This window comes from Streptomyces sp. CB01580, assembly GCF_001905795.1.
Lineage (GTDB): Bacteria > Actinomycetota > Actinomycetes > Streptomycetales > Streptomycetaceae > Streptomyces.
The window spans coordinates 25,847-50,132 of the sequence record NZ_LIXJ01000033.1 but is presented as its reverse complement, the minus strand read 5'-3'; the positions used below and the strand labels follow the sequence as shown (position 1 = coordinate 50,132).

20 protein-coding genes and 1 tRNA gene are annotated in these 24,286 nt (G+C 69.3%); 11 read left to right on the top strand and 10 right to left on the bottom strand.

The window, feature by feature from the left end; all coding sequences use genetic code 11:
* Nucleotides 1–110: 110 nt before the first annotated feature.
* The 8 genes from AMK22_RS31930 to rpmH form a co-directional block, all read right to left on the bottom strand.
* Nucleotides 111–1,196 (bottom strand): ParB/RepB/Spo0J family partition protein, encoded by a 1,086-nt coding sequence (locus tag AMK22_RS31930; protein WP_073790765.1) that lies wholly within the window; start codon nucleotides 1,194–1,196, stop codon nucleotides 111–113.
* A complete protein-coding gene (locus AMK22_RS31925) occupies nucleotides 1,193–2,269 on the bottom strand; it encodes a ParA family protein (RefSeq protein ID WP_073790882.1) in 1,077 nt (358 codons plus the stop codon). The genes AMK22_RS31930 and AMK22_RS31925 overlap by 4 nt, the downstream gene beginning before the upstream one ends.
* 290 nt (nucleotides 2,270–2,559) lie before the next feature.
* Complete coding sequence (gene rsmG, locus AMK22_RS31920; RefSeq protein WP_073790763.1) at nucleotides 2,560–3,276, bottom strand: 16S rRNA (guanine(527)-N(7))-methyltransferase RsmG; 717 nt, start codon at nucleotides 3,274–3,276, stop codon at nucleotides 2,560–2,562.
* A 109-nt stretch (nucleotides 3,277–3,385) separates the two neighbouring features.
* Nucleotides 3,386–3,895: a Jag family protein gene (locus AMK22_RS31915; RefSeq protein ID WP_073790761.1), complete on the bottom strand. Its 510-nt coding sequence runs from the start codon at nucleotides 3,893–3,895 to the stop codon at nucleotides 3,386–3,388.
* Between the two features lie 14 nt (nucleotides 3,896–3,909).
* Nucleotides 3,910–5,181: a membrane protein insertase YidC gene (gene yidC / locus AMK22_RS31910; protein WP_073790759.1), complete on the bottom strand. Its 1,272-nt coding sequence runs from the start codon at nucleotides 5,179–5,181 to the stop codon at nucleotides 3,910–3,912.
* 3 nt (nucleotides 5,182–5,184) lie between these two features.
* Nucleotides 5,185–5,544, bottom strand: a complete 360-nt coding sequence (gene yidD, locus AMK22_RS31905) for a membrane protein insertion efficiency factor YidD (protein WP_073790757.1) — start codon at nucleotides 5,542–5,544, stop codon at nucleotides 5,185–5,187.
* A complete protein-coding gene (gene rnpA, locus AMK22_RS31900) occupies nucleotides 5,541–5,912 on the bottom strand; it encodes a ribonuclease P protein component (RefSeq protein ID WP_073790755.1) in 372 nt (123 codons plus the stop codon). Before rnpA ends, yidD begins: the two co-directional genes overlap by 4 nt.
* A gap of 18 nt (nucleotides 5,913–5,930) precedes the next feature.
* Nucleotides 5,931–6,068, bottom strand: coding sequence for a 50S ribosomal protein L34 (rpmH, locus tag AMK22_RS31895; RefSeq protein WP_073790753.1), 138 nt, complete (start codon nucleotides 6,066–6,068; stop codon nucleotides 5,931–5,933).
* A gap of 381 nt (nucleotides 6,069–6,449) precedes the next feature.
* Here rpmH and dnaA point away from each other — a divergent pair, with 381 nt between their 5' ends.
* The 9 genes from dnaA (at nucleotide 6,450) to AMK22_RS31850 (ending at nucleotide 19,589) form a co-directional block, all read left to right on the top strand.
* Nucleotides 6,450–8,234, top strand: coding sequence for a chromosomal replication initiator protein DnaA (dnaA, locus tag AMK22_RS31890; RefSeq protein ID WP_073790751.1), 1,785 nt, complete (start codon nucleotides 6,450–6,452; stop codon nucleotides 8,232–8,234).
* 1,170 nt (nucleotides 8,235–9,404) lie between these two features.
* The gene (dnaN, locus tag AMK22_RS31885; protein ID WP_073790880.1) at nucleotides 9,405–10,535 is read left to right on the top strand and encodes a DNA polymerase III subunit beta; all 1,131 of its coding nucleotides are present in this window, start codon (nucleotides 9,405–9,407) and stop codon (nucleotides 10,533–10,535) included.
* A gap of 157 nt (nucleotides 10,536–10,692) precedes the next feature.
* Nucleotides 10,693–11,571: a phosphogluconate dehydrogenase (NAD(+)-dependent, decarboxylating) gene (gene gnd, locus AMK22_RS31880; protein WP_073790749.1), complete on the top strand. Its 879-nt coding sequence runs from the start codon at nucleotides 10,693–10,695 to the stop codon at nucleotides 11,569–11,571.
* Between the two features lie 91 nt (nucleotides 11,572–11,662).
* Nucleotides 11,663–12,793 (top strand): DNA replication/repair protein RecF, encoded by a 1,131-nt coding sequence (gene recF, locus AMK22_RS31875; RefSeq protein ID WP_073790748.1) that lies wholly within the window; start codon nucleotides 11,663–11,665, stop codon nucleotides 12,791–12,793.
* Nucleotides 12,794–12,825: 32 nt separating this feature from the next.
* Complete coding sequence (locus AMK22_RS31870) at nucleotides 12,826–13,374, top strand: DUF721 domain-containing protein (protein ID WP_073790878.1); 549 nt, start codon at nucleotides 12,826–12,828, stop codon at nucleotides 13,372–13,374.
* Nucleotides 13,375–13,894: 520 nt separating this feature from the next.
* Nucleotides 13,895–16,036, top strand: a complete 2,142-nt coding sequence (gene gyrB, locus AMK22_RS31865) for a DNA topoisomerase (ATP-hydrolyzing) subunit B (RefSeq protein WP_073790747.1) — start codon at nucleotides 13,895–13,897, stop codon at nucleotides 16,034–16,036.
* A gap of 46 nt (nucleotides 16,037–16,082) precedes the next feature.
* Nucleotides 16,083–18,740: a DNA gyrase subunit A gene (gene gyrA, locus AMK22_RS31860; protein ID WP_073790746.1), complete on the top strand. Its 2,658-nt coding sequence runs from the start codon at nucleotides 16,083–16,085 to the stop codon at nucleotides 18,738–18,740.
* Between the two features lie 93 nt (nucleotides 18,741–18,833).
* Nucleotides 18,834–19,445 (top strand): DUF3566 domain-containing protein, encoded by a 612-nt coding sequence (locus AMK22_RS31855; RefSeq protein WP_073790745.1) that lies wholly within the window; start codon nucleotides 18,834–18,836, stop codon nucleotides 19,443–19,445.
* A gap of 70 nt (nucleotides 19,446–19,515) precedes the next feature.
* A tRNA-Ile gene (locus tag AMK22_RS31850) sits at nucleotides 19,516–19,589 on the top strand.
* A gap of 365 nt (nucleotides 19,590–19,954) precedes the next feature.
* On the opposite strand, the gene AMK22_RS31845 is transcribed toward AMK22_RS31850, so the two are convergent.
* Nucleotides 19,955–20,326 carry a DUF6344 domain-containing protein gene (locus tag AMK22_RS31845; RefSeq protein WP_073790744.1) on the bottom strand — a complete coding sequence of 124 codons (372 nt, stop codon included), beginning with the start codon at nucleotides 20,324–20,326 and terminating at the stop codon, nucleotides 19,955–19,957.
* Between the two features lie 382 nt (nucleotides 20,327–20,708).
* On the opposite strand from AMK22_RS31845, the gene AMK22_RS41365 reads away from it, so the two are divergent.
* Nucleotides 20,709–20,843, top strand: a complete 135-nt coding sequence (locus tag AMK22_RS41365) for a DLW-39 family protein (protein WP_003958712.1) — start codon at nucleotides 20,709–20,711, stop codon at nucleotides 20,841–20,843.
* A gap of 357 nt (nucleotides 20,844–21,200) precedes the next feature.
* Nucleotides 21,201–22,589, top strand: a complete 1,389-nt coding sequence (locus AMK22_RS31830) for a hypothetical protein (RefSeq protein WP_073790742.1) — start codon at nucleotides 21,201–21,203, stop codon at nucleotides 22,587–22,589.
* A 121-nt stretch (nucleotides 22,590–22,710) separates the two neighbouring features.
* On the opposite strand, the gene AMK22_RS31825 is transcribed toward AMK22_RS31830, so the two are convergent.
* Nucleotides 22,711–24,153: a serine/threonine-protein kinase gene (locus AMK22_RS31825; protein ID WP_073790741.1), complete on the bottom strand. Its 1,443-nt coding sequence runs from the start codon at nucleotides 24,151–24,153 to the stop codon at nucleotides 22,711–22,713.
* Nucleotides 24,154–24,286 lie beyond the last annotated feature (133 nt).

Here is a 24,286-nt window from a genome sequence, read left to right as displayed (position 1 = left end):
CGCATCGTATCCACCCCGGCATCAAGCCGACACCGTGAGAAAGCAAAGGGCGGGCTGAATTCCGGTGTCCTCCGGAGCACAGCCCGCCCTCTTCTTCTGTCCCAGTCGGTTCAGGCCTCGTCGCCCTCGGCGCTCTCCTCGGCCTCCCGGTCCAGCACCCGACCCTCGCCCGGTGCCAGGCTGCCGAGGATGCGGTCGAGATCCTCCATGGACGCGAACTCGACGACGATCTTCCCCTTCTTCTGACCGAGGTCGACCTTCACCCTGGTCTCGAAGCGATCCGACAGACGGGAGGCGAGCTCGGACAGCGCCGGCGACACCCGGCCACCGGCCCGCGGCCCCTTGGACTTGGCGGAAGCCGCGGATGTGGAGCCCATCAATGTCACGATCTCTTCGACCGCACGCACCGACAGGCCTTCGGCCACGATGCGATGCGCCAGCTTGTCCTGCTCCTCCGAGTCGTCCACGGAGAGCAGCGCCCGCGCGTGCCCGGCCGACAGCACCCCGGCCGCGACTCTCCGTTGAACCTGCGGCGACAGCCTCAGCAGGCGCAAGGTGTTGGAGACCTGCGGGCGGGAGCGTCCGATCCGGTCAGCCAGCTGGTCATGCGTGCACTTGAAGTCCTTGAGCAGCTGGTCGTACGCCGCCGCCTCCTCCAAGGGGTTCAGCTGAGCCCGGTGGAGGTTCTCCAGGAGAGCGTCCAGCAGAAGCTTCTCGTCCTCCGTGGCCCGGACGATGGCAGGGATCCGCTCCAGTCCCGCCTCCCGACACGCCCTCCAGCGCCGCTCCCCCATGATGAGCTCATAGCGCTCCGGCCCCGCCTTTCGGACAACAACGGGTTGAAGAAGGCCCACTTCCTTGATGGACGTCACCAGCTCGGCGAGCGCGTCCTCGTCGAACACCTCACGGGGCTGACGCGGATTGGGCGTAATGGCGCCGAGCGGAATCTCGGCGAAGTACGCCCCCGCGACACCCACCGCTTCCACAGCCGCCGCGGATTCCGAAACCGGCGCACTGGGCTCCGGCACAACCGGCGCGGACGTCAGAGAGGCCACCTTCGCGGCAGCCACCCCACGTCCCGGCGCTACAACAGGGCCCGCAGCGGCAGAGGCCGCTCCCGGCACCTGCTTCTCCTGCGGAGCGGCGGGGATCAGGGCACCCAGCCCACGCCCCAACCCTCTACGACGCTCACTCACTGAATCCCCTCCGAATTGCTCTGCTGGCTGTTCCCGCTGCCCGTGTGGGCATGCCGGGCCTCGTACTGCACCCCAAAACCTCGCAGGGCGATCTCACGCGCCGCTTCGAGGTAAGACAGCGACCCACTCGAACCCGGGTCATAGGTCAGCACGGTCTGCCCGTAACTCGGGGCCTCCGAAATGCGCACCGACCGGGGGATGTTGGTGCGCAGCACCTCCTTGCCGAAGTGAGTCCGCACCTCCTCCGCGACCTGCGACGCGAGCCTGGTCCTGCCGTCGTACATGGTGAGCAGGATCGTCGACACATGAAGCTCGGGATTGAGATGTCCACGTACCAGGTCCACATTGCGCAACAGCTGGCCAAGCCCTTCCAGTGCGTAGTACTCGCACTGGATGGGGATCAGTACCTCCGCACCGGCGACCAGGGCATTGACCGTCAGCAGACCGAGCGAGGGCGGGCAGTCGATCAGGATGTAGTCCAACGGCTGCTCGTACGCCTGGATCGCTCGCTGGAGCCGGCTCTCCCGCGCCACCAGCGACACCAGTTCGATCTCTGCACCGGCGAGATCGATGGTGGCGGGAGCGCAGAAGAGGCCCTCGACGTCCTGAACGGGCTGAACCACCTCTGAAAGGGGCCTGCTCTCCACCAAGACGTCATAGATGGAGGGGACTTCGGCGTGGTGATCGATCCCCAGGGCCGTAGAGGCGTTCCCCTGTGGGTCGAGGTCGATCACCAGAACGCGTGCGCCGTGAAGCGCGAGGGAAGCAGCGAGGTTGACCGTCGTGGTCGTCTTGCCCACGCCGCCCTTCTGGTTGGCCACCACCATGATGCGTGTCCGGTCGGGGCGGGGCAGGCCCTCGCCGGCGCGGCCGATGGCCTCGACCGCCAGCTGTGCCGCACGACCGATGGGTGTGTCGTCCATCGGCGGCGGTGTTTCACGTGAAACACCCTCCCCCGCCGATTCGGTTCTGGGACCGGGGACCGGGTCGGTCATCGGTCCCGCGATGTTGGCGTCGGACCGCAAGGATTCACTCTCCTCGACTTCAGGCTCGCAATGAACAGAGCCTGCCATGCTTTCGGGGTCGTGAACCAGCGAGGCCCGCTCTTCTGTGGACGAATCCACTTCTGTGGACAACTCCGTAGCCCTAACGGGCCTGCGATGCCGCGGTGCGGCAGCGGCGCGACCGCGGCTGATGATCCCCTGCAGCAGAGAGCGACGTTTCACGTGAAACACGATGCCCCTGCAGCGTAGCTGCAGGGGCATCGACACTCCGCATCACGTGCGCACGGCGACGTGCCGGGCCGCCCTTTCAAGCTGCCCGACCCCGAGCAACCGGCGCTTCCGCGGCACGTCCGAGGGTGTCAGCGACGACGCCTCGTGCGACTCGTCCTCGCGGCCTTGGCCCTCTTCGCGGCGAACCTCACACCGCCCGGGCTCTCCCCGACCACCACACGCACGACCGTGGACATGGGATCGACGATGCCCTCACCGACGTGCAGCACCTCGGTCTCCACCACACCCAGCTTGCTCAGCGCGGCACGCGCTCCACTGAGCTCCTCCTCGGCGGTGTCCCCCTTGAGGGCCAGCATCTCTCCGTACGGGCGCAGGAGCGGAACGCCCCAGCCGGCCAGTCGATCGAGCGGTGCCACGGCGCGAGCCGTCACCACGTGGACCGGCTGGACCTCTCCCAGAACCTCCTCGGCCCGGCCGCGCACCACCGTCACATGATCCAGCCCCAGCAGTTCGACGACTTCCTGGAGAAAATTGGTGCGTCGCAGCAGGGGCTCCAGCAGAGTGATCTTCAGGTCGGGGCGCACCAGTGCCAGCGGAATCCCCGGGAGGCCCGCACCGGAGCCCACATCGCAGACCGTGACACCTTCGGGCACGACCTCGGAGAGCACCGCGCAGTTCAGCAGATGCCGCTCCCACAGCCGGGGAACCTCGCGCGGACCGATCAGTCCCCGCGTCACCCCGGCATCCGCCAGCAGTTCCGCGTACCGGACAGCCTCCGGGAAGAAGTCACCGAATACCGCCCGCGCGCCCTCGGGCGCTTGGGGAAGCTCTACTTCCGCCGTCACGGAAACCGTCCTTCCATACCACTCGACCGCGCTGCGGCCGGCTGACTATCAGGCTGACAAAGATCGGCCCCGTCTGCGAACAGACGGGGCCGACAGAACAAGGGTCCGGTCAGGCCGGGAGAACGACGACGAAGCGCTGCGGCTCCTCGCCCTCGGACTCGCTGCGCAGACCGGCGGCCGCTACCGCGTCGTGCACGACCTTGCGCTCGAACGGCGTCATCGGGTCCAGCTTCACTGGCTGGCCGGTGCTCTTGACCTCGTCCGCGGCCTTGGCGCCCAGTTCGGCGAGCTGGGCGCGCTTCTTGGCCCGGAAGCCGGCGATGTCCAGCATCAGACGGCTGCGGTCACCGGTTTCCCGGTGCACGGCGAGCCGCGTCAGCTCCTGGAGCGCCTCCAGCACCTCACCGTCGCGGCCCACGAGCTTCTGCAGGTCACGTGCCGAGTCGCTGACGATCGAGACCGCGGCCCGGTCCGCCTCGACGTCCATATCAATGTCGCCGTCGAGATCGGCAATGTCGAGCAGGCCCTCGAGGTAGTCCGCCGCGATCTCGCCCTCCTGCTCGAGGCGGGTCAGGGTGTCGCTGCCCTCAGCGGCCGTGGAGGTGGTGCCTTCCGTCACGGATGGACTCCTTCTTACTTCTTGGACGGGTGCTTGGGCCGCTGCGGGCCCTTGCGCTGTCCGGACTTGGCTTGGCGTGAGGAGCCGGACGCGGTCTCGCCCGCCGGCTTGGACGAGTCGTCCTGCGAAGTGTCCGACTTCTGCTGGGAAGCCTTGGCCCGCGCGGGAGTGCTTCCGGCGGCCTTGGCTCCCGCCTGGTGGGCCGTACCGGCACCGGTCTGGCGCTGAGCCTTGGTCTGGCGCTTGGGCTGCTGGCGCCGCTGCGCGGCTCCGCCCTCGGCCTCGGCGACAGCTGTGTCGCCCTTGATCACCGTGCCATCCTCCTGGGCGGCGTAGCCCTGCTTCGCCAGGCCGGTGATGAACTTCCGCTCGATGTCATTGCGGTCAGGACCCTTGGCCACGATGCGCTTGATCATGCTCCGCCTGGTCCTGCCGCGGACCTGTCCATGGGTGCTGATGCTCTTCAGGAGCCGTCCGAGGTACTGGTCCTGCGCCTTGCTGCCCGGGGTCGGGTTCTGGTTGATCACGTACATCTGCTGGCCCATGGTCCAGACGTTGGTGGTCAGCCAGTACACGAGGACACCGACGGGGAAGTTGACGCCCATGACGGCGAAGATCACCGGGAAGATGTACATCAGCATCTTCTGCTGCTGCATGAACGGCGTCTTGACCGTCAGGTCGACGTTCTTCGTCATCAGCTGGCGCTGGGTGAAGAACTGGGACGCCGACATCATCACGATCATGATCGCGGTGACGACCCGGACGTCGGCCAGGGAGGCGCCGAGGGCCTGGGCCTTCTCCTCGGTGTCCATGAACTTGACGGCGAGCGGAGCCCCGAAGATGTGCGCCTGACGTGCGCTGTCGAGCAGCGGCTGGTCGATGACACCGATCGTCTTGCCCGAGGCGATGGACGAGAGCACGTGGTACAGGGCGAAGAAGAACGGCGACTGCGCGAGGATGGGAAGGCACGAGGAGAGCGGGTTGGTGCCCGTCTCCTTGTACAGCTTCATCATCTCTTCGGACTGACGCTGTTTGTCGTTCTTGTAGCGCTCCTGGATCGCCTTCATCTTCGGCTGGAGCACCTGCATGTTCCGGGTCGACTTGATCTGCTTCACGAAAAGCGGGATCAGGCAGATCCGGATCAATACCACCAGGGACACGATGGACAGGCCCCAGGCCCAGCCGGTGTTGTCGCCGAAGATCGCTCCGTACAACTTGTGGAACTGAACGATGACCCATGAGACGGGCCAGGTGATAAAGCTGAACAGACTGGCAATCGTGTCCACTAATCAGGCTCCTTGAGCATTGGGCGAAGTCTCTGCGGCCGGGCTCGAAGGTTCGGAAACCGACCCTCCGGGAGGCACATCAGCGGCGGAGTCCCCGCCCTTGCCACCGCGCATGGCGTTGCGCAGCAGTTCGTGCCAACGCGGACGTTTGCGTGGTGGAACATGGTCCACGCCACCGGGTGACCACGGATTGCACCGCAGGATGCGCCAAGCCGTCAGCGCGGTTCCCTTGATCGCTCCGTGCCGGTCGATCGCCGTATATCCATAGTGGGAACACGACGGGTAGTAACGGCAGACAGGCCCGAGAAGCGGGCTGATCGTCCACTGATAGAGCTTGATGAGAGCCAGCAGCGGGTACTTCATCGCGCGCCCCTTCCCAGCAGCCGCTGGAGTGCGGCATCCAGGTCTCGGGCCAGTTGTTCGTGCTCGGCGTCGCCCGCTCCGGGCAGCGCTCGTACGACAACCAGGCTACCGGGGGGCAGCAGGGCCAGTCGTTCGCGGACCAGATGGCGAAGCCTGCGCTTCACTGCTGTGCGCACGACCGCTCCGCCCACGGCTTTGCTGACAACGAAACCCGCACGTGGCGGGGGAGCATCCTCCCCAGTCACGTGCGGGTCCGTGGCACCGCTGCGTAGATGAACGACGAGGAGCGGGCGGCCGGCCCGGCGTCCTCGGCGTACTGCGGTCGCGAAGTCCTCGCGCCGCCTCAGCCGATTCTCGGTAGGCAGCACGTCATGACCTGTAAGCGATCAGGCGGACAGGTTGGCGCGACCCTTGGCACGGCGGGACGCGAGAATCGCGCGGCCGGCACGGGTGCGCATCCGCAGCCGGAAGCCGTGGGTCTTCGCGCGACGACGGTTGTTCGGCTGGAAGGTGCGCTTGCTCACTCGGGGGCTCCAGAAATGACTCGGGTTTTGGCGGGACGTCGTCTGGCTGTCACCGTGCGCCCACGAGAGACTCGCGTAAACGCTCTAGTGCACCGCTTCACGATCACAGATCGTGATCTTTGCCCATCGGAGGCAGGCGGCAGCAGCCATCGACAACTCGACCTGGTCACGGTACGCGCGGCTGAGCCATCCGGTCAAACCAGCTCCGCAACACCCCCCACTGTGCACAGGCTGTGGACAACAACTTGAACGACCCGGGTCGCCCTGACTACCGTGGCCGAACTCCGGTTCTTTTTCTTCCTGCCTGCCGGTCCTCACCCATACCGACCCACCCCGTCCCGAGAACCACACATTCGTGGGACCAGCGAGAGAGCGTGCTTTGTGGCTGACGTACCTGCCGATCTTGCCGCAGTGTGGCCACACGTGCTGGAACAGCTCCTCGGGGAGGGCCAGCAGGGCATCGAGCCGAAGGACAAGCAGTGGATCGAGCGCTGCCAGCCGCTCGCGCTGGTCGCGGACACTGCGCTGCTCGCCGTCCCCAACGAGTGGGGCAAGCGCGTGCTGGAGGGCCGGCTGGCGCCGCTGATCAGCGAGACGCTGAGCCGCGAGTGCGGCCGCCCGATCCGTATCGCGATCACCGTCGACGACTCCGCGGGGGAACCCGCGAGCCCGCCCGCGCCTCCGATGCACCAGCCGCCGCAGCCGCCGCGCTATCCGGGGTCCCCGCACGACGATCGTCAGCATGGTGACGCGTACGACGGGTACGGGCACCGGCCCTCGGACGACGGCATGCCGACCGCCCGGCCCGCCTATCCCGACTACCAGCAGCAGCGCCGCGACCCCGGTGCGTGGCCGCGCACCCAGGAGGACCTCTCCTGGCAGCAGCCCCGGCTCGGCGCCTTCCAGGAGCGCGACACCGCCGCGGACCAGTGGCGCGAGCCGTACCCCGGCGGGCACCAGCAGCACGACTATCGGCCCCAGCCGCCCGAGCGCCAGGGCTACGAGCAGCAGCGCCACGAACTGCCCGATGCCCAGGCCCCGCACCGACCCGCCGCTCCCGGTACCGGACGGCCCGGCGGCGTGCCCGGGCCGATGGGAACACAGTCCGCCGCCGCACCCGGACCCGGGGAGCCGGCAGCGCGGCTGAATCCGAAGTACCTCTTCGACACCTTCGTGATCGGCGCGTCCAACCGGTTCGCGCACGCTGCGGCGGTCGCGGTCGCCGAGGCCCCCGCCAAGGCGTACAACCCGCTCTTCATCTACGGGGAGTCCGGGCTCGGGAAGACGCACCTGCTGCACGCCATCGGGCACTACGCCCGCAGCCTCTACCCGGGCACCCGGGTGCGGTACGTGAGCTCCGAGGAGTTCACCAACGAGTTCATCAACTCGATCCGCGACGGCAAGGGCGACACCTTCCGCAAGCGGTACCGCGACGTGGACATCCTGCTGGTCGACGACATCCAGTTCCTGGCGAGCAAGGAGTCGACGCAGGAGGAGTTCTTCCACACCTTCAACACGCTCCACAACGCCAACAAGCAGATCGTGCTGTCCTCGGACCGGCCGCCCAAGCAGCTGGTGACCCTGGAGGACCGGTTGCGCAACCGCTTCGAGTGGGGGCTGACCACCGATGTGCAGCCGCCGGAGCTGGAGACGCGGATCGCCATCCTCCGCAAGAAGGCGGTCCAGGAGCAGCTCAACGCCCCGCCGGAGGTCCTGGAGTTCATCGCCTCCCGCATCTCCCGGAACATCAGGGAGCTGGAGGGCGCGCTGATCCGGGTCACGGCGTTCGCCAGCCTCAACCGCCAGCCGGTGGACCTGGGGCTGACCGAGCACGTGCTGAAGGATCTGATCCCGGGCGGTGAGGACACGGCACCGGAGATCACGGCGACGGCCATCATGGCCTCGACCGCGGACTACTTCGGCCTGACGGTGGACGATCTCTGCGGAACCTCGCGCAGCCGTGTGCTGGTGACGGCCCGCCAGATCGCCATGTACCTGTGCCGTGAGCTGACCGATCTCTCGTTGCCCAAGATCGGGGCGCAGTTCGGTGGCCGCGACCACACGACGGTGATGCACGCGGACCGGAAGATCCGCGCGCTGATGGCGGAGCGACGGTCCATCTACAACCAGGTCACCGAGCTCACGAACCGCATCAAGAACGGCTGACCGGCCTGCTGGCCACGCCACTGGGCCCGGTGCCCGTGCCGCTGCTGCCCGGCGTCCGCTGCCCGTGCCGCCGCCCGGCCGGGCACCGCCGGAGTCCGGCTTGCCGGGGCCGGGACGCCGGGCCGTGCCACCTGGAGCACGCCGTACGCACCGCAGGGGCGCCTGCGGCGGACCCTCGCCGGGGTCCGGCCGCGGGCGCCCCGTGCGTCGACGCTTCTGCGCGGCCGCGGTGCGCTCACGGCCTCCGTACGTCGCTCCGAGCCTCTCCGCCGCCCCGCGCCGACGCCCGAATGCCCGTCCCGCGGCCCGGCCGAGGCCGCTTCGGTCCCCTGCGAAGCCTCTTCAAGGCCCGTTCGCGGCCCTTCCGGACCCCCTCCCCCGGCCCCGACGCGTTCACAGTGTTCGAATACCTGCCGCCTGGGGCCTGTTCTCCACAGATCTGGGGAGATTTTCCCCTCCACAGCCTGGGGATCCAGAAGTTGTCCATACTGCTTCCACAGCAGTGGCTTCCGATGCTCCATCAGCCCAGGTCACAGGCCTGGGGATTTGTGGCAAACAGTGATCCACAGCCTGTGGAAAAAATCTTTGCCCACAGGACGCTGCTGGTGTTGTCCACTGACATCCCACAGCTACGAACCCGTTGTCCCCAGCCAACCCGGGCTTCTCCACACCCCTGTCCACTGTTCGGCAACGCGACACCGCTTCTCACTGCGCCGAGTGAAAGGCGTCACACCGAGAGGGGCGGTTGGGCTGTGGGGAACGCGGGTAAAACTGGGGACGGCTCTGGGGAGAAACCCCCCTGCCCTGTGTATCCGTTGTGCAGAACTTTCGCGTGTCCACAGAAGTGCCGGGTTCTCCACCGCGGTGCCCACAGGGGCAGTGGACAAAAAATCGGCCCTGACCTGCGGCAACGACGTTATCCACGGTTTCCACAAGCCCTACTACTACTCCCACATAGAGTTAGCTCGGAATCCGTTTCGAAGCAGGGGCTGTGCACAACTCGGGTCCGACGCTCGCCGGACGCCTCGCCGCGACTTGACCCCGAGCAGCACCGAGTGTCGGTGCCGTACGTCAGACTGGTCTCCGGCGTCATCCCGTCGTCATGGACGGGGGGCCGATCAGATGTCGAAGGCCGGCAGGGCGAGCGAGCAACAGCAGGAGGCGGTTCCGGTGAAGATCCGGGTGGAGCGCGATGTACTCGCGGAGGCGGTGGCCTGGGTGGCCCGCAGCCTCCCGGCCCGTCCGCCGGCGCCCGTTCTCGCGGGCCTTCTGCTGAAGGCGGAGGACGGCGCCCTCAGCTTCTCCAGCTTCGACTACGAGGTCTCGGCCCGGGTCTCGGTGGACGCCGAGGTGGAGGAGGACGGCACGGTCCTGGTCTCCGGCCGCTTGCTCGCCGACATCTGCCGCGCCCTTCCCAACCGCCCTGTGGAGATCTCCACGGACGGTGTACGGGCGACCGTGGTCTGCGGCTCCTCGCGGTTCACACTCCACACCCTTCCTGTGGAGGAGTACCCGGCACTTCCGGAGATGCCGACGGCGACCGGGACCGTTCCCGGTGAGGTCTTCGCCTCGGCCGTCGCCCAGGTGGCCATCGCCGCGGGCCGTGACGACACACTGCCGGTCCTGACCGGTGTGCGCATCGAGATCGAGGGCGAGACGGTCACCCTGGCCTCCACCGACCGGTACCGCTTCGCGGTCCGTGAGTTCCTGTGGAAGCCGGAGAACCCGGACGCCTCGGCCGTCGCGCTGGTGCCCGCCAAGACGCTGCTGGACACCGCCAAGGCGCTGACCAGTGGCGACACGGTGACGCTGGCGCTGTCGGGCTCGGGTGCCGGTGAGGGTCTGATCGGTTTCGAGGGCGCGGGCCGGCGCACCACCACACGGCTGCTCGAAGGCGACCTGCCGAAGTACCGCACGCTGTTCCCGACCGAGTTCAACTCGGTCGCGGTGATCGAGACTGCCCCGTTCGTCGAGGCCGTCAAGCGCGTCGCCCTCGTCGCCGAGCGGAACACCCCGGTGCGGCTCAGCTTCGAGCAGGGCGTGCTGATCCTGGAGGCCGGTTCGAGCGACGACGCACAGGCTGTGGAGCGGGTGGACGCGGTGCTGGAGGGCGACGACATCTCGATCGCCTTCAACCCGACCTTCCTGCTGGACGGTCTCAGCGCGATCGACTCCCCCGTCGCCCAGCTGTCCTTCACGACGTCGACCAAGCCCGCGCTGCTCAGCGGCCGTCCGGCCGTCGACGCCGAGGCCGACGAGGCGTACAAGTACCTGATCATGCCGGTGCGTCTCTCCGGCTGACCGGGCTCTTCGTGCCCCGCTCTCCTGACGGTCCCGTCGGGGCCGGGGCACCGACCACGGCGTGCGTGCCCCCGCCGGGCACGCACGCCGGTCCGTCCCCTTGCGGGCGTAGGCTCGGTCCCGGGTACGAATCGGCACAACGCTTAAGGAATCTCTGATGGAGCTCGGTCTCGTCGGCCTCGGCAAGATGGGCGGCAACATGCGCGAGCGCATCCGCCGCGCAGGCCACACCGTCATCGGCTACGACCGCAATCCGGACCTCTCGGACGTCGCCAGCCTGGAAGAGCTCGTGGGCAAGCTGAAGGGCCCGCGGGTCGTCTGGGTGATGGTGCCGGCCGGCGCCCCGACCCAGGCCACGATCGACGAGCTGGCCGGGCTCCTGTCCCCCGGCGACGTCGTCGTGGACGGCGGGAACTCCCGCTGGACGGACGACGAGAAGCACGCGGTCGAGCTGGGCATCAAGGGCATCGGCTTCGTGGACTGCGGGGTCTCCGGCGGCGTCTGGGGCCTGGAGAACGGCTACGCGCTGATGTACGGCGGCGACGCCGAGAACGTGGCGAAGGTCCAGCCGGTCTTCGACGCGCTGAAGCCCGCGGGGGACTTCGGTTCCGTCCACGCCGGCAAGGTCGGCGCGGGCCACTTCGCGAAGATGGTGCACAACGGCATCGAGTACGCCATGATGCAGGCGTACGCCGAGGGCTGGGAGCTGCTGGAGAAGGTCGACTCCGTCACCGATGTGCGCGAGGTCTTCCGTTCCTGGCAGGAGGGCACGGTCATCCGTTCCTGGCTGCTGGACCTGGCGGTGAACGCGCTGAACGAGGACGAGCACCTCGACGGGCTCCGCGGTCACGCCGCCGACTCCGGCGAGGGACGCTGGACGGTGGAGGCCGCGATCGACAACGCGGTCCCGCTGCCCGCGATCACGGCGTCGCTCTTCGCGCGGTTCGCCTCGCGACAGGAGGACTCTCCGCAGATGAAGATGATCGCCGCGCTGCGCAACCAGTTCGGTGGCCACGCGGTCGAGACCAAGAAGTAGCCGCGACGGGATACGGAAAAGGGGTCGTCCCCGGCCCGTACCCCGGAGCACGAAGTACGGAGCAGTAAGCCGGGAAGGTCGGCGCACACCCATGCATGTCACGCATCTCTCGCTGGCCGACTTCCGCTCGTACGCCCGGGTCGAGGTACCTCTCGATCCGGGCGTCACCGCGTTCGTGGGGGCCAACGGCCAGGGCAAGACGAACCTGGTGGAGGCCGTCGGCTACCTGGCGACGCTCGGCAGCCACCGGGTCTCCTCGGACGCGCCGCTGGTGCGGATGGGCGCGGACCGGGCGGTGGTCCGGGCCGCCGTCACCCAGGGCGAGCGTTCCCAGCTGATCGAGCTGGAGCTCAACCCGGGCAAGGCCAACAGGGCCAGGATCAACCGATCCTCGCAGGTCAGGCCCAGGGACGTGCTGGGGATCGTGCGTACGGTGCTGTTCGCGCCGGAGGACCTGGCGCTGGTCAAGGGCGACCCCGGTGAGCGTCGGCGTTTCCTCGACGAGCTGATCACGGCGCGTTCGCCGAGGATGGCGGGGGTGCGCGCCGACTACGAGCGCGTGCTCAAGCAGCGCAACACCCTGCTGAAGTCGGCGGCGATGGCGCGCCGGCACGGCGGCCGGTCGATGGACCTGTCCACCCTCGACGTGTGGGACCAGCATCTGGGCCGGGTGGGCGCGGAGCTGCTGGCGCGGCGGCTGGACCTGATCGCCACGCTGCAGCCGCTGGCCGACAAGGCGTATGGGGACGTGGCGCCGGGCGGTGGTCCGGTGACGCTGGAGTACCGGAGCTCGGTCGGTACGGACATGGGGTCGGCGGGGACGCGCGAGGAGCTGTACGAGCGGTTGATCGCGGCCCTGGAGCAGGCCCGCAAGCAGGAGATCGAGCGGGGTGTGACGCTGGTCGGCCCGCACCGCGACGATCTGCTGCTGGGGCTGCGCGGGATGCCGGCCAAGGGGTACGCGAGTCATGGCGAGTCCTGGTCGTATGCGCTGGCGCTGCGGCTGGCCTCGTACGAGCTGCTGCGCGGCGAGGGCAACGAGCCGGTGCTGGTGCTGGACGACGTCTTCGCCGAGCTGGACGCCCGTCGGCGGGAGCGGCTGGCGGAGCTGGTCGCGCCGGGCGAGCAGGTGCTGGTGACGGCCGCGGTGGACGACGACGTCCCCGGTGTGCTGTCGGGTGCGCGGTACGTGGTGTCCGCGGGCGAGGTGGAGCGGCTGTGACCGGCCGGGGCGAGGCTGCCGGGGCCTTTGGGGTGCCCGGGGAGGGGCTGCGTCCGGCGGGAGCGGAGCTGCCGGAGCCGTCGGGCGTCGATCTGGCCCGGGTGGCGCTGCGCGCGGCGAAGGAGCAGGCGCGGGCGCGTGGTGCCGCCGTGCAGCAGCGCAAGCAGGCCCGGCGGGGCGGAGGGCTGCGTTCCGGGGCGCGGGCCGACGGGCGTGATCCACTGCCGTTGGGCGCCGCGATCAACCGTCTGATCACCGAGCGGGGCTGGGAGACGCCCGCCGCGGTGGGCGGGGTGATGGGGCGCTGGCCGCAGATCGTGGGCGAGGACCTGGCCAAGCACTGCGTGCCGCTGCGGTACGACGAGGACCCGGACGAGCGGGTGCTGACGGTGCAGTGCGACTCGACGGCGTGGGCGACGCAGCTGCGGCTGCTGGCGCCCCAGCTGGTGGCCCGGCTGAACGCGGACCTGGGGCAGGGCACGGTGCGGATGATCAAGGTGCTGGGGCCGGGGGGCCCGCAGCGCCGGTTCGGTCCGCTGCGGGCCCCGGGGAGCAGGGGCCCCGGCGACACCTACGGCTGACGTGTACGTCCACGGCTGATGTGCCCGGCCCGGCCCCCGGTCGTGCCGAGGGCTCCGGCCCGTTCCGAGGCCCCCCGGGCGGGGCGAGCGCCGGAGCGGGCCGTGGAGCCGCGGGATCCGGTTCGTGGCCGTGCCGGTTCCGGGCCGCGGACCTGCGGGTTTGCGGCCCGGAACGGTGAGGGGACCCGTTCCGCGGCTGCACGGGCGCGCCGCCCGTCGCGCCCGTGTCGTACGGCTGTGCGGCGGTCGAAACCATGAGGCGGAAGTGGGGCGTCCCTCACGGTAGCGGGTGGTTGACAGCCCGAAGCGCACAATGCCCGCGTGAGCCCCCTGGGGGCCCTTCCCGAATATGGGGAGTCGTCAGCCGCTCGTTGAGGGCGGCACATGCGTACTCAGGTACCGGCAAACCCCCATGAGTGTCAGCGCTACCGGTAGACTGGTCGACAATCCCGCATTTCGCGGGAGTCGTCGATTACAAGCCGAACGACGCAGCCGCTCCGGACTGTCCGGAGGATGGCCTGTGCTGTGCCAGAAAGGGCGCTTCGTGGCCGATTCCGGCAACCCCAACGAGAACATTCCGTCCGCATCCGGTGAGAACGGCGGGGGCGGCGCTCCCACCGGGGCCGCCGCCCTCGCCGAGGCCGTGGCCATCGTCGGGGCGCCCGCCTCCGGCGAGGCCGCGGCCTCGTACGACGCCAGCGCGATCACCGTCCTGGAGGGCCTGGACGCGGTCCGCAAGCGACCTGGCATGTACATCGGCTCGACCGGTGAGCGCGGCCTCCACCACCTCGTGTACGAGGTCGTCGACAACTCGGTCGACGAGGCCCTGGCCGGGCACGCGGACACCATCGACGTCACGATCCTCGCCGACGGCGGGGTCCGCGTGGTCGACAACGGCCGCGGCATCCCGGTCGGCATCGTGCCGTCGGAGAACAAGCCGGCGGTCGAGGTCGTGCTGACGGTCCTGCACGCGGGCGGCAAGTTCGGCGGCGGCGGCTACGCCGTCTCCGGCGGTCTGCACGGTGTCGGTGTCTCCGTGGTGAACGCGCTGTCGACGCGCCTGTCCGTGGACGTCAAGACGGACGGTTACCGCTGGAGCCAGGACTACAAGTTCGGCGCGCCCACGGCCCCGCTGGCCCGCAACGAGGCGACCGACGAGTCCGGTACGTCGGTCACCTTCTGGGCCGACGGGGACATCTTCGAGACCACCGAGTACTCCTTCGAGACGCTGTCGCGTCGCTTCCAGGAGATGGCCTTCCTCAACAAGGGCCTGACGATCCGGCTCACCGACGAGCGCGAGTCGGCCAAGGCGACGGCGGGCGCGGACGTCGCCGAGGTGGCAGAGGTCGCCGAGGAGGAGCAGGCCCGCACGGTCACGTACCACTACGAGGGCGGCATCGTCGACTTCGTGAAGTACCTCAACTCCCGCAAGGGCGACGTCATTCACCAGTCGGTGATCGACATCGAGGCCGAGGACAAGGAGCGCATGCTCTCGGCCGAGATCGCGATGCAGTGGAACACGCAGTACACCGAGGGCGTGTACTCCTTCGCGAACACGATCCACACGCACGAGGGCGGTACGCACGAGGAGGGCTTCCGCGCGGCGCTGACCGCGCTGGTCAACAAGTACGCGCGCGACAAGAAGCTGCTCCGCGACAAGGACGACAACCTCACGGGCGACGACATCCGCGAGGGTCTGACGGCGATCATCTCGGTGAAGCTGGGCGAGCCCCAGTTCGAGGGCCAGACGAAGACCAAGCTGGGCAACACGGAGGCGAAGACCTTCGTCCAGAAGGCCGTCCACGAGCACCTCACCGACTGGTTCGACCGCAACCCGAACGAGGCCGCCGACATCGTCCGCAAGGGCATCGCGGCCGCCACCGCCCGGGTCGCCGCCCGCAAGGCGCGCGATCTGACCCGCCGCAAGGGGCTGCTGGAGAGCGCCTCCCTGCCGGGCAAGCTGAGCGACTGCCAGTCCAACGACCCGACGAAGTGCGAGATCTTCATCGTCGAGGGTGACTCCGCCGGTGGTTCGGCGAAGTCCGGGCGCAACCCGATGTACCAGGCGATCCTGCCGATCCGCGGCAAGATCCTGAACGTCGAGAAGGCCCGCGTCGACAAGATCCTGCAGAACACCGAGGTCCAGGCGCTGATCTCGGCCTTCGGCACCGGGGTCCACGAGGACTTCGACATCGAGAAGCTCCGCTATCACAAGATCATTCTGATGGCGGACGCCGATGTCGACGGCCAGCACATCAACACCTTGTTGCTGACGTTCCTCTTCCGGTTCATGCGTCCGCTGGTCGAGGCCGGACACGTATTCCTCTCCCGCCCGCCGCTCTACAAGATCAAGTGGGGCCGGGACGACTTCGAGTACGCGTACTCGGACCGGGAGCGCGACGCCCTGGTGGAGCTGGGCAAGCAGAACGGGAAGCGGATCAAGGAGGACTCGATCCAGCGCTTCAAGGGTCTCGGCGAGATGAACGCCGAGGAACTGCGCGTCACCACGATGGACATCGACCACCGGGTCCTCGGTCAGGTCACGCTGGACGACGCGGCGCAGGCCGACGATCTCTTCTCGGTGCTCATGGGCGAGGACGTCGAGGCGCGGCGCTCGTTCATCCAGCGCAACGCCAAGGACGTCCGCTTCCTCGACATCTGAGTCGGCCGCACCAGCCAGCCGCCGCTCGAAAGGACTTTGACCAGCAATGGCCGACGAGAACACCCCTGTGACACCCGAAGAGGAGCCCGCCGCCGGTGTGGGCATGCGTGTCGAGCCCGTCGGGCTCGAGACGGAGATGCAGCGCTCCTACCTCGACTACGCGATGTCCGTGATCGTCTCGCGTGCGCTGCCGGACGTGCGGGACGGTCTCAAGCCCGTCCACCGCCGGGTGCTGTACGCGATGTACGACGGCGGCTACCGGCCCGAGAAGGGCTTCTACAAGTGCGCCCGTGTCGTCGGTGACGTCATGGGTACGTACCACCCGCACGGCGACTCGTCGATCTACGACGCCCTGGTCCGCCTGGCGCAGCCGTGGTCGATGCGGATGCCGCTGGTGGACTCCAACGGCAACTTCGGTTCCCCGGGCAACGACCCGGCCGCCGCCATGCGGTACACCGAGTGCAAGATGATGCCGCTGTCCATGGAGATGGTCCGGGACATCGACGAGAAGACCGTCGACTTCCAGGACAACTACGACGGCCGCAACCAGGAGCCGACGGTCCTGCCGGCTCGTTTCCCGAACCTGTTGGTCAACGGCTCCGCGGGTATCGCGGTCGGCATGGCGACCAACATCCCGCCGCACAACCTGCGCGAGGTCGCGGATGGCGCGCAGTGGTACCTGGAGCACCCGGAGGCCTCGCAGGAGGAGCTCCTGGACGCCCTGATCGAGCGGATCAAGGGCCCGGACTTCCCGACCGGCGCGCTCGTGGTGGGCCGCAAGGGCATCGAGGAGGCGTACCGCACCGGCCGCGGCTCGATCACGATGCGCGCGGTCGTCGAGGTCGAGGAGATCCAGAACCGCCAGTGCCTGGTGGTCACGGAACTCCCGTACCAGACCAACCCCGACAACCTGGCGCAGAAGATCGCCGACCTGGTGAAGGACGGCAAGATCGGCGGGATCGCGGACGTCCGCGACGAGACCTCCTCGCGCACCGGTCAGCGGCTCGTCGTCGTGCTGAAGCGGGACGCGGTCGCCAAGGTCGTGCTGAACAACCTGTACAAGCACACCGATCTGCAGACCAACTTCGGTGCCAACATGCTGGCGCTGGTCGACGGCGTGCCGCGCACGCTCTCGATCGACGCGTTCATCCGCCACTGGGTGACGCACCAGATCGAGGTCATCGTCCGGCGCACGCGGTTCCGGCTGCGCAAGGCGGAGGAGCGGGCGCACATCCTGCGCGGTCTGCTCAAGGCCCTGGACGCGATCGACGAGGTCATCGCGCTCATCCGCAGCAGTCAGACGGTCGAGGTGGCGCGCGACGGCCTGATGGGCCTGCTGGAGATCGACGAGATCCAGGCGAACGCGATCCTGGAGATGCAGCTGCGCCGGCTGGCCGCCCTGGAGCACCAGAAGATCACCGCCGAGCACGACGAACTCCAGGCGAAGATCAACGAGTACAACGCGATCCTGGTGTCGCCCGAGCGGCAGCGGAAGATCGTCAGCGAGGAACTGGCGGCGATCGTCGAGAAGTTCGGCGACGACCGGCGCTCCAAGCTGGTGCCCTTCGAGGGCGACATGTCCATCGAGGACCTGATCGCCGAGGAGGACATCGTCGTCACGATCACGCGTGGCGGCTACGTGAAGCGCACGAAGACGGACGACTACCGCTCGCAGAAGCGCGGGGGCAAGGGGGTGCGCGGCACGAAGCTGAAGGAGGACGACATCGTCGACCACTTCTTCGTGTCGACGACGCACCACTGGCTGCTGTTCTTCACCAACAAGGGCCGGGTGTACCGCGCGAAGGCGTACGAACTCCCGGACGCCGGGCGGGACGCGCGCGGTCAGCACGTCGCCAACCTGCTGGCCTTCCAGCCGGATGAGCGGATCGCTCAGATCCTGGCGATCCGCGACTACGAGGCCGCGCCGTACCTGATCCTGGCCACGAAGGGCGGTCTGGTGAAGAAGACCGCGCTGAAGGACTACGACTCCCCGCGTTCCGGTGGTGTCATCGCGATCAACCTCCGCGAGACGGGCGAGGGCGCCGAGGGCGCCGCCGACGAGCTGATCGGCGCGGAGCTGGTGTCCGCCGAGGACGATCTGCTGCTCATCAGCAAGAAGGCGCAGTCGATCAGGTTCACGGCGACGGACGAGGCGCTGCGCCCGATGGGCCGTGCCACCTCGGGCGTCAAGGGCATGAGCTTCCGCGAGGGCGATGAACTTCTCTCGATGAATGTTGTCCGTCCGGGCACGTTCGTGTTCACTGCCACCGACGGCGGTTACGCGAAGCGGACTGCCGTCGACGAGTACCGGGTTCAGGGGCGTGGCGGCCTCGGCATCAAGGCTGCGAAGATCGTGGAGGACCGTGGTTCGCTGGTCGGCGCGCTGGTGGTGGAGGAATCGGACGAGATCCTCGCCATCACGCTGGGCGGCGGCGTGATTCGTACGCGAGTGAATGAAGTCAGGGAGACGGGCCGTGACACCATGGGCGTCCAACTGATCAATCTGGGCAAGCGCGATGCCGTCGTCGGCATCGCACGCAACGCCGAAGCCGGCCGGGAGGCCGAAGAGGTCGAGGGGTCCGAGGAGGGCACCGGGGCCGCGACGGCGGAGGCTGCCGAGAGCACGGTTGAGAGCACGGCCGTGAACACGGCCGAGGGCAACGCCGAGGACACGTCGTCCCCGGCAGGGGAGCACGAGGAGTAGAGCGTGAGTGGAGCCACGGGCGCCGGTTCGGCCGCTTCCGGAGCTGGAGCGAACGGTGCCCGTGGCCCCGCCACGGACTCCCAAGGGGGCACTGTGACGGACACCCGGGGGCCTCAGCCCCAGTACGAGGGCTACGCGACCGGGCCGTTGCCCGGCAAGCGCGAGCCCGCACCGGGGAAGGCGAGCGGGCCGTACCACCCGCCGCAGGCGTACCCCTCGCCCGCGGGCGAGACCCGGGGCGGCGACCGGCCGAACGGCACGCAGGGCGGTGCGCAGGGCGTCGGCGCCGAGCAGGCGGCCCGGATGCCGCGGACGGGTGCGCGGACGACTCCGCGCACCCGCAAGGCCCGTCTGCGGGTGGCGAAGGCCGACCCGTGGTCGGTGATGAAGGTGAGCTTCCTGCTCTCCATAGCGCTCGGCATCTGCACGGTGGTGGCGGCCGCAGTGCTGTGGATGGTGATGGACGCGATGGGCGTCTTCTCCGCCGTGGGCGGCACGATCAGCGAGGCCACCGGCTCGAACGAGAACAACGGCTTCGACCTCCAGTCGTTCCTGTCGCTGCCGCGGGTCCTCCTCTTCACCTCGGTCATCGCGTTGATCGACGTGGTGCTGGCGACCGCGCTGGCCACGCTCGGCTCGTTCATCTACAACCTGTCGGCGGGCTTCGTGGGCGGTATCGAGCTCACGTTGGCCGAGGACGAGTAGCGCGCGGGGTATCGATTTTGGGACTGGCCCCGACGTGCGCTAATCTTCAGAAGTCAGCGCGCAGCGCGGAGGGGCTATAGCTCAGTTGGTTAGAGCGCATCCCTGATAAGGATGAGGCCACAGGTTCAAATCCTGTTAGCCCCACAGTGAAAGTCGAAGGCCCGGTTCCTCTTCGGAGGAACCGGGCCTTCGACGTGTGGTCGGGGCGGTGTGCGCGTGGCGGGACGTGCGCCGGTGTCGGACGGATCGACACCGTTCGACGCGGGACGGACGGACGCGGGGCGGATCGGCGCGGGAAGAACCGACGAGGGACGGATCGGCGCAGTGGTCGACTCCGACGGCCGGGCCGGGCCGGGCCGGCGCCGGGCGGTCGGCCGTGCTCGACGGGTGCGCGCCGACGGTCGACGGGTGGGGTGGGAAGCCGGGTGGGCGGGGGCCGGAGCGCGTGAAGAAGCCCCCGCCCGGTGCGAACCGGTCTCGGGGGCTCGTGCGATCGGCCGGTGCCGCTCTCAGGGCGGCAGGAGGGGTGCGTCCCCCGCCGGGGTCCGGAGGGCGGTGCGGGCGGGGCTCGTGGTCGCCGCAGTGTACGCGGTGTCCAGGGACAGACGTCTTGCGGCGGGTGAGGAGCCGTGTGCCTCCGCCTGGATGCGCTGCTTCATCGTCGGTGGCAGCGACCTGTCCCGCGGAAGAGTCCATCGGACGGACGGGGCGGTCGCGGTTGCCGCAGTCGCACCCGCGTGCTCCTGGTTCGTGGCGGTCGGCTCCGCGGCGCTCTGCTGCGTGGCCGCCGCGGGGGTGTTCATGAGTCCCAGGGCGGCGAGGAGCGCGAAGAAAGCGGTGACGAAGGCGGTCCAGATGCTCTTGGGCGTGAAGGTGCTCATGGCCCCTCGCTTTCGGGCTGTCCGTTTTACTTACCTTTCTGATGATGTGGACGTGGGTCGTGATTTCGTGGACCGACGCTGCGAATCCGTCGATCTTCAGATGAACACCACTCGTCTGGTGCAAGCGGCCTCGGCGGGCTTCTGCGAGGCGTTCGGCGCGGCCCCGTCTCCCGGGTCGCGCCGGTCGCCGGTGTGCGCCGAGGGGCGGCCTCCGGGGCTTCGCCGGAGCGATTCGCCGGGCGGTCACCGGCCCCGGGGGGTCCGGGTGATCGCTTTGCCTGCGGCGCCAGTTGGGTCGCAGGCAGGTCACCGATCGATATCGGCCGGTGTGTATAGTCGGGCGGCAGAAGTCCCCTACGTCAAGGAAAGACGAGGTCGCGCGGTGAAGAAGCTTCTCCTGGTCGCACTGGCCGCCATCGGCGGGCTCCTCGTGTACCGCCAGATCCAGGCGGATCGCGCCGAGCAGGATCTGTGGACGGAGGCGACTGACTCCGTGCCCGCAGGTTCGGGTGTGTGAGACAGACAGCCTGATTGCGGGCCCCGGTCGCTGAGCGGCCGGGGCTTCGTGCTGTTGCGGCGCCGTAACATCCGTGCCTCCGGGGGTTCCCACGCGATTCCGGCGGCGTGAAGGCCGGGGTGCGGATGACAGGGGCGTGCATGGCGACGACGCGGTCGGCGAGCGCGCGGACGGCGACAACGCAGACAAGACGGGCAATCGGATCGGCGTCGGAGACAGCGGCGGTGCGGGCGGGGCAGGATGGACCGGGATCGCGGCCGCTGCCGGGGCGGGCGCCGTGGCGGTGATCACGTGGCCCGTGTCCGTACGCCCCGGCGTCGCGGGCGGGCCGCACGGACTACGAGGGGAAAGCGCGTGATGAGGCAGCGCAGCAGGGGCCGGGTGGCGCTGGCCGCGGTCGCGGCGATGTGCGCGGCGGCGGCGCTGCCGGCGCAGGCGTACGCGGCCGGGGAGGACAGCGCGTACACCTTCGATCCCGGGGCGAAGCAGATCAGCGGCGCCGAGGTCAGCATCGAGGCGTCGCCGCTCGCGGCCGGGTCGGTCTACCGGAGCTCGATCAAGGGCGGCGAGAAGCTCTACTACCGCCTCGACCTCGACGCGAGGACGAACGCGTACGTCTCCGTCGTGGCCGTGCCCAAGGGCGGCGGCCAGGTCGCCTACGGGGACGGCTTCACGGTCAGCGTCCGCGACAGCACGGACCGGCAGTGCAGCTACGAGACCGCCCGGTTCGGGTCGGCGGAGTTCCCGCGCCCGATCGCCGCGTACGCCCATCGCACCGTCGGCAAGGACGGCAGCGCCTGCCAGGAGGCCGGGACGTACAGCGTCCTGATCGAGCGGGAGAGCAAGGACACCTCGTCACCCGATGCCTGGGACTTGGAGCTGCGCTACGCGTCGGAGCCGCAGGTGGAGACGGGCGGTTCGATGCCGACCGAGGCGCCGGGGAACTGGCCGTCGGAGTCGCCCGCCCCGCCCACCGCCACCCCGCAGAAGCGCTCCGGCGGTACCAGTTACCACGACGCGACCGGCCTGGAGACCGGCGAGTGGCACGACGACGTCGCGCCGGGACAGACCCGCTTCTACCGGGTTCCGGTCGACTGGGGACAGCAGCTCTTCGCCACCGTCGACCTGGGCAACAACAACGCCTCCACCGAGTTCGTCGGCAGCGCGCTCACGCTGTCCCTGGACAACCCGGCCCACGGACACGTCGACGACGCGTCGCCGCTGTCGTACTCCGGGAAGTCCACGTCGGTGTCGCTGGACCCGCTGCCCCCGGTGGCGTACGAGAACCGCTACTCGTCCACCGGCAGTGTCGGAGCCATGCGGTTCGCCGGGTGGTACTACCTGTCGGTCACGCTCAGCCCCAAGGTGGCGGAGGCGTACGGCGACAAGGCGATTCCACTCAGCCTCAAGGTCATGGTGAAGGGCGACGCGGACAAGTCGCCGTACGCGGGGGACGCCGGGATCTTCTCGGTCACCGGCAGCGACAAGGACATGGCGAGGAGCGGGAAGAAGGCATCCGAGGCGGCCCGGAGCAGCACCATGAGGACGATCGGTGCGGCCGGGATCGGCGCGGGTGTCGTGCTGGTGCTCGGACTGGGGGTGTGGACGCTGCTGGCCCGGCGCCGTGCCGCCACGGCCCCGGCCTCCGCCGGACCGGTGCCGGGCGGAGCCGTGCCCGGGGCGCCGGGCGGACCGGCGGGCGACGGCCGGTCGCCGTACGGAGGGCCGCCGCCGCAGGGCTGGTAGTCGCCGTGTGCGGCGACGCCGGGCAACCGCCGCGCACGGGAGGGGCTCGGTACGTACGGGACGGTTGCCGGTGTGCGTACGGGACGGATCCCCGCATACGGGAGGTTCCGGGGCCTCGTGCTCAGATCTGAGTCAGCGCCCAGATGCCCACGGCGAAACAGAGCAGCGCCACCACCAGGATCGTGACGGCCACCTTCGGTGGCGGCCCCGGACGCCTCGTCGGCGACGGAAGAGCGGTGTGGGCGGGCGGTGCCCCCGTCGGCCCCGGCCCGGGGAACGGCGGCTGTCCGGCGGTGTACGCGCGGGTGAGGGCCGGGTCGCTGCGCACCCCGGCCGTGGGGAGCTGCGAGACGTCCGGTGCCGGTGCCGGATGGGGGGCGGCAGCTGAATGCGGCGGGTGCGGTGCGGGCGGCGTGGCCGCGGGTTCCGGGGCCGGCGGCGCCGGCTGCCGGGGAGGCGGCGGGAGATGGAAGCTGCCCGTCTCCGACATCGATACGGGCGGCTGCGTCTGCGCCTGGGGCGCCGCCGGGGACGGCTGTCCCTGGTCGGTCGCCCATGCCTGGCCGGTCGGTCGTCCCTGCGTGGTGGGGGGCGGCGCGGTCCCGGATTCCGACGGCACGGTCCCGGGGACCGAGGGGGACGACGGCGCGGGCGGATCGTCCTGGACGTCCGCCCGGGGTTCCGCGACCGGCCCCTCGGGGCCGAACCCGGCGGGCAGCGGCCCGATCTGGTCGAAGACCTCCACCGGTTCGTCGTCGGGGCCGGGCTCCGGCAGCATCTCGACCGCCGCCGACAGCGCCTTGCGCGCCCCCGTCGCCGTACGGAACCGGGCCTGGGGATCGGGTTGCAGCAGCCCGGCGAGGACCTGCCACAGAGGTTCGGGAATGCCTTCCGGGGCGCCGGGGGTGCCGTACGCGGCGAAGTGCTCGACGATGGCCCGTGCGTCCGGCTTCTTCCCCTGGAGCAGGTACAGCGCGACCAGGCCGACGGCGAACAGGTCCGCGGGGAAGTCGGGTTCCGCGCCCATCATCTGCTCGGGTGCGAAGTAACCGGGCGTCCCCACCACGTAGTTGGTCTCGGTGAGGCGCGGCTCGCCCTTCCGCATGGAGATGCCGAAGTCGGACAGCCGCAGATGCGGCCGGCCGGTGCCGGTGGCCTCCAGAAGGACGTTGGCGGGCTTGATGTCCCGGTGCACCACGCCCTCCGCGTGCACCGTGGAGAGACCGGACAGCAACTGGTCGAGCAGCACGCACACGAAGCGCGGCGGCAAGGGCCCGTAGTCACCGATCAGATGGGCGAGCGAACCTCCGCTCACCAGGTCCATGGTGAAGAGCACCTTGTCGTCGTCCGCGGCCCAGCTGGCCGGGGCGAGCACGTGCGGGTGCTCGATCCGCAGCGCCTGCTCGCGGACGAAGCGCAGCAGTGTGTGGGCGTCGCTCTGCTGGAGGACCTTGGCCGCCACGTAGCGGCGGCGACGGTGGTCCCAGGCACGCCAGACGGCCCCGACTCCACCCCGTCCGATCGGATCGATCAGTTCGTACCGACCGGCGAAGACCTCACCCATTGCGCTGCGTCCGCTCCCCGTCCCTGACTCCCGGCCGGGCTCACGCCCGGCTCATGCCCCGCTCACGCCCGTTCTTCCGCGCTTCTGCGTTCCGTGCGTCTTCGCGTTCCGTGTTCCGCGTCCCGTGCTCCGT